This is a genomic window from Amycolatopsis lurida (genome assembly GCF_900105055.1).
Classification (GTDB): Bacteria; Actinomycetota; Actinomycetes; order Mycobacteriales; family Pseudonocardiaceae; genus Amycolatopsis; species Amycolatopsis lurida.
Genome location: NZ_FNTA01000004.1, coordinates 1,390,481 through 1,404,123, shown reverse-complemented (window position 1 = coordinate 1,404,123; position 13,643 = coordinate 1,390,481). Strand labels below are relative to the sequence as shown.

Below are 13,643 nucleotides of genomic sequence, written 5' to 3'. Positions count from 1 at the left end.
ACGTACTTTGGCCTACTTCTTGTACAGGGCTTCGATGTCGGTCGCGTAGTTCTTGTTCACGATGTTGCGCTTCAGCTTCAGGCTCGGCGTGATCTCCCCGCCCGCCTCGGTGAAGTCCTTCGAGAGGATCGTGAACTTCTTGATCGCCTCGGCCTGCGACACCGCGCTGTTGGCCTGATCCACGGCCGTCTGGATCTCGGCGCGCAGCTCGGCGTCGTCGGCCAGATCGGACACGGAGGCGTCGGCGGGCTTGCCGTGCTGCGACTTCCACGACGGGAAGTACTCCTCGTCGATGGTGATCAGCGCGCCGATGAACGGCCGCTGGTCGCCGACGACCATCGCCTGGCTGACCAGCGGACTGGCCTTGATGGTGTCCTCGAGCCCGGACGGGGCGACGTTCTTGCCGCCCGCGGTCACGATGATCTCCTTCTTGCGGCCGGTGATCTTGAGGAATCCGTCCCGGTCCAGCTCGCCGAGGTCGCCGGTGTGGAACCAGCCGTCTTCGAGCGCTTCGGCGGTCGCTTCGGGGTTGTTGAAGTAGCCGCTGAAGACGACGTCACCCTTGAGCAGGATCTCGCCGTCTTCGGCGATCCGCACCGAGGTGCCGGCGACCGGCCGGCCCACGGTGCCGACGCGGAAACCGTCCTGGGTGCCGACACAGGCGGCGGCGGACGTCTCGGTCAGGCCGTAACCCTCGAACACCGGGACGCCGATGCCGCGGAAGAAGTGCGCGAGCCGCACGCCGAGCGGGGCACCGCCGGACACTGCGGCCACGCACCGGCCGCCGAGGGCCGCGCGCAGCTTGCTGAACACCAGCTTGTCGAACAGGGCGTGCTTGATCTTGAGCCCCAGCCCGGCGCCGCCGGTGTCCTGGGCCTGGCTGTACGCGACGGCGGTGGCTTCGGCGGCGTCGAAGATCTTGCCCTTGCCGTCACCGTGCGCCTTCTGCTTCGCGCCGTTGTAGACCTTTTCGAACACCCGCGGCACGGCGACGACGAACGTCGGCCGGAAGGTGCCGAGGTCGGCGACGAGGTTCTTGACGTCGGAGGTGTGCCCGAGGGTCACCCGCGCGCTGAGCGCGGTCACCGCGATGGCGCGGGCCAGGACGTGCGCGAGCGGCAGGAACACCAGCAGCGAGTTGCCCTGCTCCATCAGCTGCGGGAACGCGGCGATGTCGGCGCGGATCTCGGCGAGAAGGTTCCGGTGGGTCAGCTCGACGCCCTTGGGGCGGCCGGTCGTACCCGAGGTGTACACGATCGTGGCCAGGTCGCCGGCCTTCACCGTGCGGCGCCGCTCGTGCAGGTCGTCGTCGCTCAGCCCGGCGCCCTGCTCGGTGAGCCGGCCGACGGCGCCCGCCTCGATCTGCCAGGTGTGCTCGAGCGTGTCGAGGCGGCCCTTGACGGATTCGAGGGTCGCGACGTGTTCGTCGGTCTCGACGAACACGGCCTTCGCGGCCGAGTCCGAGAGGATCCAGTGGACCTGCTCGGCCGAGGACGTGTCGTAGATCGGGACGGTGACCGCGCCGGCGGCCCAGATCGCGAAGTCGATCAGGGTCCATTCGTAGCGGGTCTTGGACATGAGCCCGACCCGATCGCCCGGTGCGATGCCCGCCTCGGCCATTCCCTTGGCCACGGCCAGAACCTGGGCGGCGAAGTCTTTGGCGGTGACGTCCAACCAGGTACCGTCGACCTGGCGTCGGAAACTCACGACATCGGAGAACCGCTCCGCGTTCGCCCAGACGACGTCGGCGAGATTCTCGTCGTCGGTCACCGGATTGGCGGCGGGGGCGCTGTATTCGCGCACGAGGAACCTCCGTGTTCGCGTGCAAGTGGTGTGACCGGTGTTACCCGCCAGTCAACTTAGCGTGCCGTGCACCTTAAGACCATGCTGACGAATCGGCCATACCCAGGGCATGACATTCTGCCGCTGTGAACCAGGCGCCGCCAGCTCTCGACATCGTCGACGAGACCTTCCTCGTGGTCCCGCCCTCCACCGTGGCCGCCGCTTTCGCCGATCCGCGATCTTGGTCACGTTACTGGCCGGACCTCGTCCTGGAGGTCTACACCGACCGTGGCGACCAAGGACTGCGCTGGACCGTGCGCGGTGCCTTGATCGGTACCATGGAGGTCTGGCTCGAGCCGGTGCTCGACGGCACCTTGCTGCACTACTTCCTGCGCGCCACTCCCGCCGGGCCGGACGGGGCGCCGCGCGTGCTCCAGCCCCGGGACCTGCGGCGGGAGTTCGATCGCAGGGCCCGTGCCGCCAAGGCGATCGCGCTCGGGCTCAAGGAGGTCCTCGAGGACGGGCGCGAGCCCGGGGTCGGTCCCCGGGCCGAGTAGGGGAGAGGCGGAGCCGCGGATGTGTCGCGATGGGGTGACCACGCACGACCGTGGATCCGCACCGGCCGAAGGTCCCGCCATCCCGGCGGCAGGGCGCCGGAAAAGCACTGAGTGAGGGAGCCACCCGCCGCGCCCTGGTGACGGGATGGCGATCGCGGGTTCACCGAGGAGCACAGGGGAGAGCATGCGGGTTCACGTGGTGTCGGACGTGCACGGCAACGCCGACGCGCTCAAACGCGCGGGTGACGGCGCCGACGCGCTGATCGTGCTGGGCGACCTGCTGGACTTCGTCGACTACCGCGAGCACGACAAGGGCATCATGGGCGCGCTGTTCGGCGCCGAGAAGGTCGGCGAGTTCGCGCGGCTGCGGCGTGAGGGCACTCGTGATGAGACCGTTGCCTTCTCGCGATCGTTGTGGGCCACTTTGGCCGATCCCGCCGCCGCGGTCGGCGAGGCGATCCAGGACCAGTACGCCGTCCTGTTCGGCGCTCTGACCGCGCCGACGTTCGCGACCCCCGGCAACGTCGACGACCCCTCGCTGTGGCCCGAGTTCGCCGGCGACGGCATCACCGTCCTCGACGGCGAGGTCGCCGTGTTCGGCGGGCTGCGCTTCGGGTTCATCGGCGGCGCGCTGCTCCCGCCGAACGTGGTCCCGCGCCGCAACGGCTTCTGGCGGCCGTACCTGCGCACCCGCGACGAGTACGACGCCGCCGTCGCCGGGCTGGAGAACGTGGACGTCCTGTGCACCCACATCCCGCCCGCCATCCCGGAACTGACCTACGACGTGATCGCGCGGCGGTCCGAGATCGGGTCGGCGGCGCTGGTGGGGCTCATCCGCGAGCAGCGGCCGCGGTGGTCGGTCTTCGGGCACGTCCACCAGCCGCTGACCCCGCGGACGAGGCTCGGCAGGACCGAATGCCGTAACGTCGGTCACTTCAAAGAGACCTCTCAGCCCTACGTGCTTCGCTGGTGACGGTCGGTCCCGGCTAGAGTTCGGGGCATGGCCGAGCAGTCCACGCAGTCCATCGAGGTCGACGCCGAGCCCGCGCGGGTCATGGCCGTCATCGCCGACTTCCCCGCGTACCCGGAATGGGCCAAGGCCGTCCGGGAGACCGAGGTCCTCGCCGAGGACGACAACGGCCGCGCCAAGCAGGTGAAACTCACCCTCGACGCCGGGCCCATCAAGGACGTCTACACCCTCGAGTACGACTGGGACGCCGACGGCCACGGAGTCAGCTGGCACCTGGTCAAGGGGCAGATGCAGAAGGCCCAGAACGGCCGCTACGCCCTCGAAGCGCTGAGCGCCGGCCGCACCAAGGTCACGTATACGCTGTCCGTCGAGCTGGCGCTGCCGATGATCGGGCTGCTGCGCCGCAAGGCCGAGAAGATGGTCATGGACACCGCGCTCAAGGAGCTCAAGAAGCGCGCTGAAGCATCCTGAGTCGAAGGGTAGGCATGCGGATCCTGCTGTTCACCGGCAAGGGGGGTGTCGGCAAGACCACGCTGGCCGCGGCGACGGCGGCGGCACTGGCCGGGCGAGGCAGGAAGACGCTCGTGGTCTCGACCGACCCGGCGCATTCCCTCGGTGACGCCTTCGGCCGCGCGCTCGGCGGCGAACCGTCCGAAGTGGACGCGCTTTTGCATGCCGCTCAGATCGACACCCGCGGCCTCGTCGACAGCACCTGGCGCGAACTCCGGCAGGAACTCCAGACCGTGCTCGCGGGAGCGGGCCTCGACTCGCTCGACGCCGAGGAACTCACCGTGGTGCCCGGCGTCGACGAACTCCTCGCACTCACCGAGGTCCAGCGCCTCGCCGAGCACGGACCCTGGGAGACGGTCGTCGTCGACTGTGGACCGACCGCGGAAACGCTGCGCCTGCTGGCTTTGCCCGAAGCCGTCTCCGGCTATCTGTCGAGGATGTTCAAACCGGGCGCGCGGCGGACGGCGGCCGCGGTGCGGCGGCTCGGCGCGCATCTGGAGTCGCTGCGCACCCTGCTGACCGATCCGGCCACCACGACCGTGCGGCTCGTGCTGACCCCGGAACGCGTCGTCGTCGCGGAAGCCCGCCGGACCCTCAGTTCCCTTGCCCTGCGCGGAATCCTGGTCGACGGCCTGATCGTCAACCGGCTGATGCCCGCGCCCGGGTTCTGGCGCGGCGCGGCGGCCTCGTGGATGCGGACCCGCCGCGCGCAGCAGAACACCGTCCTCGCCGAGCTCGCCGAGGCGGGCTTCGGGCCGGGGCAGGTGAAGCCCGTCGAGCATCGCGCCGTCGAGCCGGTGGGGCTCGAGGCGCTGCAGGAAATCGCGTACGAGCTCTACCAAGGTCTGGATCCCTTGGCGGGCGACGAAAAAGGCGTGACCCCGCTCTTGCGGGTGTCCGAATCGGACAGCGGCTACGAGCTGCGGATCGCGGTGCCGCTGCACCGCGACTCCGAAGTGGATCTGGCCAGAGTGGACGATGATCTCGCCGTCACCGTGGACGGTTTCCGGCGGCTTATCGCGTTGCCGGAGATGTTGCGCCCGTGCCGGATCACCGGTGCGGAATCCGACGCGCACGGCCTGGTCGTGAGCCTGGCCGGGAACCGGGGACCCGGGTGAGCGAGAACAACGAGAACACCGGATCGGAGCCGCTCGACCTGGTCGAGGAGATCCGCCTGCTGGTCGAACTGGTCGTCGAGCACGCCGCGCCGTGGCTGGAGGGAGTCGTCTCCGCCGGGCACGGGTGCACCGACCACGATTCCGGCGGGTGGTGCCCGCTCTGCGCGGTCGTCGGGCTGGTCCGCGGGGAGCGGCCCGAGTTCGTGGCACGCCTGATGGAGCAGGCCGCGCAGCTCGTCGCGCTGCTGCGGGCGGTGCTCGCCGATCGATGGGAACCCGAGGCGGGCGTGCACATGCCGGGGTTTCAGCCTGCGCGGAAGGAGCCCGCGGCCGAAGATGTGCCGGTGGGAGCTTCGCGGGTCCAGCACATCACGGTGACCAGGCGCGACGCTTGGCAGCCGGACCGGGAGAACTGAGTTGCTGACGGTAGGGGTGGACGTCGGGGGCACGAGTGTGCGCGCCGGCGTCGTGGACGAGCACGGCTCGCTGATGGACACGGCCAGGGTCGGGACGCCCAGCGGTGAGGACGCGCTCGAAGACGCCATCGCGGGGGTCGTCGAAGACCTCCGCAACCGGCACGACGTCTCCGGCGTCGGCCTCGCGGTCGCCGGGTTCGTCGCGAAGGACCGGCGGACGGTGATGTTCGCGCCGCATCTGTCCTGGCGTGCCGCGCCGGTCGCCGAGCGCATCGAAAAGCGGGTCGGCCTGCCGGTGACCCTGGAACACGACGTGAACGCCGCCGCGGTCGGCGAGTACCGCTTCGGGGCCGCCCGCGGCGCTCATGTGGCCGCGCTGATCGCGCTCGGCACCGGGATCGGCGCGGGACTGCTGCTCGACGGCAAGATCTACCGTGGCGCGTACGGCGTCGCGCCGGAACTCGGGCATCTGACCGTCGTCCCCGGCGGCAGGCCCTGCCCGTGCGGGAAATACGGCTGCTGGGAGCGGTACTGCAGCGGGACGGCGCTGGCCGCGACGGCGGTGGAACTGCTCGCGCGGCATCCCGGCCGCTCGACCGTGCTCGCACGCGAGACCAGGGGCGACCCCGGCTCGGTGACCGGACGCCGGGTGGCCGGTGCCGCCCGCGACGGCGACCCGATCGCCCAGCGCGCGATGACGGAGCTGGCGAAGTGGCTGGCCGAGGGCCTGGCGCTGGTCGCCGACGTCTTCGATCCCGAGATCATCGTGATCGGCGGCGGGGTGTCCGAATCGGCGCCGCTGTTCCTCGACGAGGCGCGCGAACGCTACGCGGGCAAGATCACCGGCGCCGGCCACCGGCCGCTGGCGCGGATCCGGGCCGCGCACCACGGCGACGATTCGGCGATCGTCGGTGCCGCCGCGCTCGCCGTCGACGCGGCGAAGGCTCCCGGCGCCGAGGTCGGTGTGACAGGCTGAAGCCGTGACCCGGCAAGACGGCAACGGCTTCGTGAAGTGCGACTTCGGGCATCTTCACTGGGGTTTGAACGGTGCCGCCGGGCTGCTGCTGTCCGATCCCGCACGCGGTGTCCTGCTGCAGCGGCGGGCCTGGTGGGTCCACCATGGACGCACCTGGGCGCTGCCAGGGGGCGCCGTCGAGGCGGGGGAGAGCCCGCGCGAGGCCGCCACCCGCGAGGCGCACGAGGAGGCCGACATCCCGCCCGGCCGGGTCCGCGCGCTGGCGGCGTCGCATGTCGACCACGGGAACTGGCGCTACACGACGGTCCTGGCCGCGCCGATCGGCCCGCTTTCGGCCAGGGTGACCAGCTCGGAGAGCGCGGAACTGCGGTGGGTCCAGGCGGCCGAAGTCGCGGGCTTCCGGCTGCACCGGGATTTCGCGGCGGCGTGGCCGGGATTGAGGGAACACTTGGATCGCAGACTGGTACTGGTGGTCGACGGCGCGAACGTCGTCGGGTCGCGGCCGGACGGCTGGTGGCGCGACCGGCGTGGCGCCGCCGAGCGGCTGCGGGACAAGCTCGCGACCTTGTCCGGGACCGGGCTCGCCGATCCGGGATTGCCCGGCGGCGGTGAATGGTCGTGGTGGCCGCGGATCGTGCTGGTCGTCGAGGGCAAGGCGCGAGGAGTCGCGCCGGTGCCCGGTGTCGAGGTCGTGGACGCCGAGTCCGACGGGGACTCCCGGATCGTGGCCGTCGCACGGGAGGCCCGGGCGGCCGGTCCGGACGACCACGTCGTCGTGGTGACCGCCGATCGGGAGCTGAGGTCCCGCGTCGAGGCCCTGGGCGCTTCGACCTTCGGCCCCGGCACTCTTTTGGGGCACCTCGACCGCAAGTAGGTGACGAATCGCGGCGGGTCAGGGGCGCGCGATCTTCCCGTCCCGCATCTCCGCGATGAGCGAAGCGACGACGGCGCGGAGGCTGCCGTTGTACTGCTTCGCCACCGCGCGCTGGCGCAGGTAGCTGGGGCCGCAGGTCAGGATCGTCTCCACCGACCGCAGCTCGTCGGCGCAGCCCAGGCGCCGGGCGACCGGTTCCAGCCGGTTCAGCAGGTCGTAGGTGTCGTCGGTGACCAGCCGCTCGTTGCCCGCCGCGTCGAGGATGACGATCGCGTCGACGCCGTAGCGCGCCGCGCGCCACTTGTTCTCCTGGACGTGCCACGGCGGCAGCGTCGGCAGGATTTCGCCGTCGTCCAGGCGCGCGCTGAAGTCGTCGACCAGACATTGGGTCAGCGCGGAGATCGCGCCGACCTCCTCCAGCGTCGGAAGCCCGTCGCACACCCGCATTTCGATCGTCCCGAAATGCGGGGCGGGGCGGATGTCCCAGCGGATCTCCGAGAAGTGGTCGATCACGCCCGTGGTGAACATGTCGTCGACGTAGCTCTCGAGCTCGGTCCACTTCCGGAACTGGAACGGCAGCCCGGCCGTCGGCAGCTGCTGGAACATCAGCGCGCGGTTCGACGCGTACCCGGTGTCCTCCGCGCCCCAGTACGGCGAAGACGCCGAAAGCGCTTGCAGATGCGGCGCGTACTTGAGCAGCGCGTCCAGGATGGGCAGGGCCTTGTCGCGGTGGTCGACACCCACGTGCACGTGGACGCCGTAGATCAGCATCTGCCGTCCCCACCATTGGGTGCGGTCGATGAGCTTGGCGTAGCGCTCCTTGTCGGTGACCTTCTGCTGGTACCACGTCGAGAACGGATGCGACCCGGCCGAGAACAGCTCGACGCCCAGCGGGTCGAGCACCGAGTGCACGACGTCCAGCGAGTCGTTCAGATCGGCTTTGACCTCGGCGATCGTGTCGCAGATCCCGCTGATCACCTCGATGGTGTTGAGCAGCAGCTCCTGCTTGATCTTCGGATGCTCCTCCTCGCCGTCCGGGCGGACGGCGTCGAGCACCTGCTCCGCGACCGACGAGAGCTCACCGGTCCGCCGGTCGACGAGGGCGAGTTCCCATTCCGCGCCGACCGTCGACCGGCGCGAGGGAGTGAAGTCGATCTTCATCTTCCGAATTGTCCGGCAGATCAGACCTGGGCGCCGTTGTGCGGATCCGCACCGGGCGGCGGCCCCTGACGCACCCGCAGCAGGAGCAGCGCGATCGCGGTCGCGAGGGCGAGGATGCCGAGCGGGGTGCCGAGCCGGGTGCCCATGCCGATCAGATTGGGCGCGATCAGGAGCAGCAGGCCGAGCACGAAGAACAGCAGGACGATGAACGCGCCCTTGCGAGGACGCGGCAGGGGAGGCGGCTCGGGCGGTACGAAATGGCCCTCGTCGTCGCTCGGCCCGGCTGGGTCGTCCTCGAAGAGGGTCTTGTCCCAGCTGGTGCCGCCCCCTCGCCAGCCCGGTTCGGGTTCGGTTTCCGGCTGCTCGGGCCGCGGGGTCTTCTCAGCGGGCTTTTCCGCCGGTTTCTCCAGTTCCTCGTCCGGGAACAGACCGACGCCCTCCGCACGGAGGTCGGCCACGATCTCGGCGAACGTCGCGTCGACGTCCTCCGGCCCGTCCTTGCCTCTGCTCATCCGGCGTCCACCTGTCCCGCCCGGCGCACGGACCGGGCGAAGTCCACCGTACGCGTGAAGATCAGGCCTGCGTCGTGGTCTTGCGTGGCGACGTGGAAGCTGTTCTCCAGCACCACCTCGGTCACGTCCTCGCTGCCGATCCCGTTTAGGATCACCTGGGAGTTGACCGGCTCCACGATGTGGTCGACGGCCGAGTGGAGCAGCAGCACCGGCTGGGTCACCTTGCCCAGGTCCGCGCGGGTGAGTTTCCACAGTTTCGCGAGACTCGCCGCGGCGCGCACGGGCGTCCGCGAGTAGGCCAGCTCCGTCTCGCCGGGCTTCGCGATGTCGTTCGCCACGCCCGGCACCGACGGCAGGATCCTCGACAGGACGGGCAGCAGCTTGGCGTCCCAGCGCAACGTCAAGACCGACGGGTTCACCAGCACGATGCCGGCGATCCGATCGCCGAACTCCTCGGCGAGGCGCAGCGTCAGGGTCCCGCCCATCGACATCCCGGCGACGAACACCGTTTCGCAGGTCGCGAAGAGCGCCAGCAGCTCTTCCCGGACCGCGCCGTACCAGTCCTCCCAGCCTGTCCGGTTCATGTCCTGCCACCGGGTGCCATGCCCGGGAAGGAGCGGGCAGCGCACCGTGTAGCCGGCATCGGCCAGATGGTCTCCCCAGGGCCGCATGCTCGCGGGAGTGCCGGTGAAGCCGTGGCACAGCAGGAACCCTGCTTCGGTCGAACCGGTGTGAGCGAACGGTTCCGCGCCGGCGAGGACGGCCATGCGATCGCCTTCCGTGAGAGCTGGGTAGGTCTCCTATGTTCGCACGACCGGAGCGGCTTGTGGGCCCCCGGCCACCGGCGGAATCGGGCCGGATCGGATGTGAGATCCGTCGCTGGGTGCGGGTAACCGGGTGGACTTCGTTGTGCCTGGGGTGCGCGATTCGTAGTCTTGACCATCGGGCGCGGGGGTTGAGCTGCTAGGAGGAGTTTTCGCAGTGCTGTACTGGCTCATGAAACACGTGTTTATCGGGCCACTGCTCAAGGCGCTGTGGCCCACCAAAGTCGTCGGCGCGGAGAACATCCCCGACGACGGCGGCGCGATCCTCGCGGGCAACCACCTCGCGGTCGCCGACTCCTTCTTCATGCCGCTGCGCGTCAGGCGCAAGGTGACCTTCCCGGCCAAATCGGAGTACTTCACCGAAAAGGGCTTCAAGGGCCTGCTGAAGAAGTGGTTCTTCACCGGCGTCGGCCAGTTCCCGATCGACCGCTCCGGCGGCAACGCCGCGCAGGCCGCGCTCGACACCGCGACCCGGCTGGTCCGGGAGGGACACCTCCTCGGCATCTACCCCGAAGGCACCCGCTCCCCGGACGGCCGCCTGTACAAGGGCAAGACCGGCGTCGCGCGGATCGCGCTCGAATCCGGTGGCGTCGTGGTCCCGGTCGCCATGATCGGCACCGACAAGGTCAACCCGATCGGCTCGAAGATGTGGTGGCCGCGCCGCCTCGAAATCCGCTTCGGCAAGCCGCTCGACTTCTCGCGCTACGAAGGCCTCGCCGGCGACCGCTTCATCGAGCGGTCCATCACCGACGAGATCATGTACGCGCTCATGGAGCTGTCCGGTCAGGAGTACGTCGACATCTACGCCGCCAAGGCGAAGGAACTGCTCGCCGCCGAAGAGGCGGGGCTGCGCCCGAAGGTGCCCGCGCAGCCGTCCGCCCAGGACGTCGCCCGTATCCCGGACACCAAGGTCGGTTGAGGCCCCACTAGGGTTCTCCGGTGCGCTTTTTCTACGACACCGAATTCATTGAGGACGGCGTGACCATCGATCTGGTGTCGATCGGTGTCGTGGACGAAAGAGGACGCGAGTTCTACGCGGTCTCGACCGATTTCGATCCCGGCAAGGCCGGCCCCTGGGTCCGCGACCACGTGCTCCCGAAACTCCCGTCGCCCGCCGACCCGGCGTGGCGCAGCCGCGAGAAGATCCGTACGGACCTGCTCGAGTTCTTCGGCAAGCCGCCCGGCGGGATCGAACTGTGGGCCTGGTTCGCCGCCTACGACCACGTCGCGCTGGCGCAGCTGTGGGGGCCGATGCCCGCGCTGCCGCGCCAGCTGCCGCGGTTCACGCGTGACCTGCGGCAACGCTGGGAGGACGCGGGCAAACCGAAGCTCCCAGCGGCGCCGGACGACCAGCACGACGCGCTGGCGGACGCGCGGCACAACTACCAGCGGTGGCAGATCATCGAGTCCTACTGGCACCGGTAAGCCCTTCGCCCTCGTGAGTGGTTAGGACGGTTCTAACCGTCCTAACCACTCACGAGGCCGGGAGTCAGCGGCGCGAGTCGACAGCCTCGGCGAGGGTGTCCAGGAGCTCCGCCGTCGTCTCCCACCCGAGGCACGCGTCCGTGATCGACTGCCCGTAGGTGAGCGAAGCCGCCGAGCCCAGCGTCAGGTCCTGCCGCCCTTCCACCAGGAAGCTCTCCAGCATCAGCCCCGCGATGCCTCGCTCACCGGCACCGATCCGCTCCGCGAGTTCACGGACGACCGTGGCCTGCCGCACGTGGTCCTTCGCGCTGTTGCCGTGGCTCGCGTCGATGATCACGCGCTCCGGCAGCCCCGACTTCGCCAGCCGCGCGAGCGTGTCGGCCACCGTCGCGGGGTCGTAGTTCGGGCCGGCGGAGCTTCCCCGCAGGATCACGTGGCAGTCCTCGTTGCCCGCCGTGGTGATCAGTGCGGCGAGCCCGTCGGGGTTGATCCCCGCGAAAACGTGGCTTGCGCCGGCCGCGCGGGTGGCGTCGACGGCGACCTGGACGTCGCCCTCGGTCGAGTTCTTGATCCCCACCGGCATCGACAGCGCGCTGCACAGCTGCCGGTGCACCTGGCTCGCCGCGGTCCTCGCCCCGATGGAACCCCAGGTCACGGTGTCGGAGATGAACTGCGGGGTGATCGGGTCGAGGAACTCGCAGCCCACCGGCAGGCCGAGCGCGGAGATGTCGAGCAGCAGTTTGCGCGCCATCCGCAGGCCGTGGTTGACCTCGTACGTCCCGTCGAGCCCAGGGTCGTTGATGAGGCCCTTCCAGCCGAGCGTGGTCCGCGGCTTCTCGAAGTAGACCCGCATGACGATGTGCAGGTCGCGGCGGTGTTCTTCGGCCTTGGCGGCGAGGCGGCGGGCGTAGTCGAGCGCGGCGTCCGCGTCGTGCACCGAGCAGGGCCCGACGACGACGAGGAGCCGGTCGTCCCGGCCGTCGAGGATGTCGACGGCCGAGGCCCGCCCGGCTAGGACGGTATCGGCGATTTCCGCCGTCATCGGATGTTCGTGCCGCAGCATCGCGGGCGACAGCAGCGGGTTGACGGCCGCCGTGCGGTGCCCGTCGAGGGCGATCAGGGTGTCAGCGGAGGGAGACATCGCGGGTCTGGTTCCTTTCGAAAGGGATACCGACCCGCGGGAACTCGCCGAGCCGGTGTGATTCCGGCTCGGGGTGGACGTCAGCGCAGGTTCACGCGGCCGTGCCCACCCGGGGCCGGCTTCGTAAACCAGAAATAGCGCTGCACGGGGCCAAGCTAGCACATCCCGGACGTGGACCGATTCCCGAGGTGGTCCGCCCTGCACCGATCCAGAGAACTCCCGCTACGCTGGCGGCGGGACATGTGACTGTCATCTCTACGGAACACAAGACGGAGGCTTCTCATGCGTGTCGGTGTGCTGACCGGCGGTGGCGACTGCCCGGGGCTCAACGCGGTGATCCGCGCTGTGGTGCGCAAGGGCATCGAGGTGCACGGCTGGGACATCGTCGGGTTCCGCAACGGCTGGAACGGTCCTCTCACCGGGGACAGCCGCCCGCTCGGCCTGAACGACGTCGAGGACATCCTGACCCGCGGCGGGACGATCCTGCGTTCGTCGCGGACCAACCCGTACAAGGTCGACGGCGGGGTCGACAAGATCAAGGCCGTGCTCGCCGAGCAGCAGGTCGACGCGCTGATCGCGATCGGCGGCGAAGACACCCTCGGCGTCGCGAAGCGGCTCACGGACGACGGTGTCGGCGTCGTCGGGGTGCCCAAGACGATCGACAACGACCTCGGTGCCACTGACTACACCTTCGGCTTCGACACGGCCGTCTCGATCGCCACCGAGGCCATCGACCGGCTGCACACCACGGCCGAGTCGCACCACCGGGCGCTCGTCGTCGAGGTCATGGGCAGGCACGCGGGCTGGATCGCGCTGCACTCCGGTCTCGCCGGCGGCGCGAGCGTGATCCTGGTGCCGGAGCGGCACTTCAGCGTCGACCAGGTCGTCTCGTGGGTCGAGCGCCGGTTCGAGAAGGAGTACGCGCCGATCATCGTGGTCGCCGAGGGCGCGCTGCCCGAGGGCGGCGAGGAGAAGCTGCTGACCGGTGAGAAGGACGCCTTCGGGCACGTCCGGCTCGGCGGCATCGGCACCTGGCTGGCCGACGAGATCGCCGCCCGCACCGGCAAGGAGTCCCGCGCGGTCGTGCTGGGGCACGTCCAGCGCGGCGGCACCCCGACGGCGTACGACCGCGTACTCGCCACCCGGTTCGGGCTCAACGCCGTCGACGCCGTGGCCGACGGCGACTTCGGCGTGATGGTGGCGCTGCGCGGCACGGACATCGTCCGCGTCAAGCTCTCCGAGGCGACCGCCGAGCTGAAGACCGTCCCGGTCGAGCGGTACGAAGAGGCCGAGGTCTTCTTCGGCTGAGCCCTGTTTCAGGAGAAGGCCCCTTACTTTGTGCTGAGTTTCAGGTAAGGGGCCTTCGTTTTCTTGCGG

The 13,643-nt window shown here is 69.8% G+C and carries 15 protein-coding genes; 10 read left to right on the top strand and 5 right to left on the bottom strand.

Translation table 11 applies throughout. From position 1 onward, the window contains the following. Window positions 1–12 precede the first annotated feature (12 nt). Window positions 13–1,803: an AMP-dependent synthetase/ligase gene (locus BLW75_RS11715; protein WP_034322553.1), complete on the bottom strand. Its 1,791-nt coding sequence runs from the start codon at window positions 1,801–1,803 to the stop codon at window positions 13–15. A 125-nt stretch (window positions 1,804–1,928) separates the two neighbouring features. On the opposite strand from BLW75_RS11715, the gene BLW75_RS11710 reads away from it, so the two are divergent. The 7 genes from BLW75_RS11710 (at window position 1,929) to BLW75_RS11680 (ending at window position 7,203) form a co-directional block, all read left to right on the top strand. Then, window positions 1,929–2,339, top strand: a complete 411-nt coding sequence (locus tag BLW75_RS11710) for a hypothetical protein (protein ID WP_034322550.1) — start codon at window positions 1,929–1,931, stop codon at window positions 2,337–2,339. A 184-nt stretch (window positions 2,340–2,523) separates the two neighbouring features. Further along, window positions 2,524–3,312, top strand: coding sequence for a metallophosphoesterase family protein (locus BLW75_RS11705; RefSeq protein ID WP_034322547.1), 789 nt, complete (start codon window positions 2,524–2,526; stop codon window positions 3,310–3,312). A gap of 27 nt (window positions 3,313–3,339) precedes the next feature. Then, complete coding sequence (locus tag BLW75_RS11700) at window positions 3,340–3,780, top strand: SRPBCC family protein (protein ID WP_034322545.1); 441 nt, start codon at window positions 3,340–3,342, stop codon at window positions 3,778–3,780. A 14-nt stretch (window positions 3,781–3,794) separates the two neighbouring features. Next, window positions 3,795–4,937: an ArsA family ATPase gene (locus BLW75_RS11695; protein WP_034322542.1), complete on the top strand. Its 1,143-nt coding sequence runs from the start codon at window positions 3,795–3,797 to the stop codon at window positions 4,935–4,937. Then, on the top strand, window positions 4,934–5,353 hold the full coding sequence (locus BLW75_RS11690) for a hypothetical protein (RefSeq protein WP_034322539.1): 420 nt from the start codon (window positions 4,934–4,936) through the stop codon (window positions 5,351–5,353). The genes BLW75_RS11695 and BLW75_RS11690 overlap by 4 nt, the downstream gene beginning before the upstream one ends. A gap of 16 nt (window positions 5,354–5,369) precedes the next feature. Next, entirely contained in the window at window positions 5,370–6,329 is a 960-nt protein-coding gene (locus BLW75_RS11685) for an ROK family protein (protein ID WP_034322536.1), read from the top strand. 4 nt (window positions 6,330–6,333) lie between these two features. Continuing rightward, window positions 6,334–7,203 (top strand): NUDIX hydrolase, encoded by an 870-nt coding sequence (locus BLW75_RS11680; RefSeq protein WP_034322533.1) that lies wholly within the window; start codon window positions 6,334–6,336, stop codon window positions 7,201–7,203. Between the two features lie 18 nt (window positions 7,204–7,221). On the opposite strand, the gene BLW75_RS11675 is transcribed toward BLW75_RS11680, so the two are convergent. From BLW75_RS11675 to BLW75_RS11665, 3 genes are read right to left on the bottom strand one after another with little or no spacing between them, the layout of a single operon-like run. Continuing rightward, entirely contained in the window at window positions 7,222–8,364 is a 1,143-nt protein-coding gene (locus tag BLW75_RS11675; RefSeq protein WP_034322531.1) for a glutamate--cysteine ligase, read from the bottom strand. Between the two features lie 20 nt (window positions 8,365–8,384). Then, window positions 8,385–8,876, bottom strand: coding sequence for a hypothetical protein (locus BLW75_RS11670; protein WP_034322528.1), 492 nt, complete (start codon window positions 8,874–8,876; stop codon window positions 8,385–8,387). Next, entirely contained in the window at window positions 8,873–9,643 is a 771-nt protein-coding gene (locus BLW75_RS11665) for an alpha/beta hydrolase (protein ID WP_034322525.1), read from the bottom strand. Before BLW75_RS11665 ends, BLW75_RS11670 begins: the two co-directional genes overlap by 4 nt. Before the next feature lie 214 nt (window positions 9,644–9,857). Between BLW75_RS11665 and BLW75_RS11660 the strand changes: the two genes are divergently transcribed. Both BLW75_RS11660 and BLW75_RS11655 read left to right on the top strand, forming a co-directional pair. Next, window positions 9,858–10,619: a lysophospholipid acyltransferase family protein gene (locus tag BLW75_RS11660; RefSeq protein WP_034322522.1), complete on the top strand. Its 762-nt coding sequence runs from the start codon at window positions 9,858–9,860 to the stop codon at window positions 10,617–10,619. A 20-nt stretch (window positions 10,620–10,639) separates the two neighbouring features. Beyond that, on the top strand, window positions 10,640–11,125 hold the full coding sequence (locus tag BLW75_RS11655) for a polyadenylate-specific 3'-exoribonuclease AS (RefSeq protein ID WP_034322519.1): 486 nt from the start codon (window positions 10,640–10,642) through the stop codon (window positions 11,123–11,125). A gap of 64 nt (window positions 11,126–11,189) precedes the next feature. Here BLW75_RS11655 and BLW75_RS11650 read toward each other — a convergent pair whose 3' ends face one another. Beyond that, the gene (locus BLW75_RS11650; protein WP_034322516.1) at window positions 11,190–12,266 is read right to left on the bottom strand and encodes a 3-deoxy-7-phosphoheptulonate synthase; all 1,077 of its coding nucleotides are present in this window, start codon (window positions 12,264–12,266) and stop codon (window positions 11,190–11,192) included. A 282-nt stretch (window positions 12,267–12,548) separates the two neighbouring features. Here BLW75_RS11650 and BLW75_RS11645 point away from each other — a divergent pair, with 282 nt between their 5' ends. Continuing rightward, entirely contained in the window at window positions 12,549–13,574 is a 1,026-nt protein-coding gene (locus BLW75_RS11645; protein ID WP_034322513.1) for a 6-phosphofructokinase, read from the top strand. Window positions 13,575–13,643: the final 69 nt, after the last annotated feature.

What these genes read in the sequence shown, in the direction of transcription:
- BLW75_RS11705 (WP_034322547.1), top strand. Translation starts at nt 2,524, where the DNA reads ATGCGGGTTCACGTGGTGTCGGACGTGCACGGCAACGCCGACGCGCTC.
- BLW75_RS11700 (WP_034322545.1), top strand. Translation starts at nt 3,340, where the DNA reads ATGGCCGAGCAGTCCACGCAGTCCATCGAGGTCGACGCCGAGCCCGCG.
- BLW75_RS11695 (WP_034322542.1), top strand. Translation starts at nt 3,795, where the DNA reads ATGCGGATCCTGCTGTTCACCGGCAAGGGGGGTGTCGGCAAGACCACG.
- BLW75_RS11675 (WP_034322531.1), bottom strand. Translation starts at nt 8,364, where the DNA reads ATGAAGATCGACTTCACTCCCTCGCGCCGGTCGACGGTCGGCGCGGAA.
- BLW75_RS11670 (WP_034322528.1), bottom strand. Translation starts at nt 8,876, where the DNA reads ATGAGCAGAGGCAAGGACGGGCCGGAGGACGTCGACGCGACGTTCGCC.
- BLW75_RS11665 (WP_034322525.1), bottom strand. Translation starts at nt 9,643, where the DNA reads ATGGCCGTCCTCGCCGGCGCGGAACCGTTCGCTCACACCGGTTCGACC.
- BLW75_RS11650 (WP_034322516.1), bottom strand. Translation starts at nt 12,266, where the DNA reads ATGTCTCCCTCCGCTGACACCCTGATCGCCCTCGACGGGCACCGCACG.
- BLW75_RS11645 (WP_034322513.1), top strand. Translation starts at nt 12,549, where the DNA reads ATGCGTGTCGGTGTGCTGACCGGCGGTGGCGACTGCCCGGGGCTCAAC.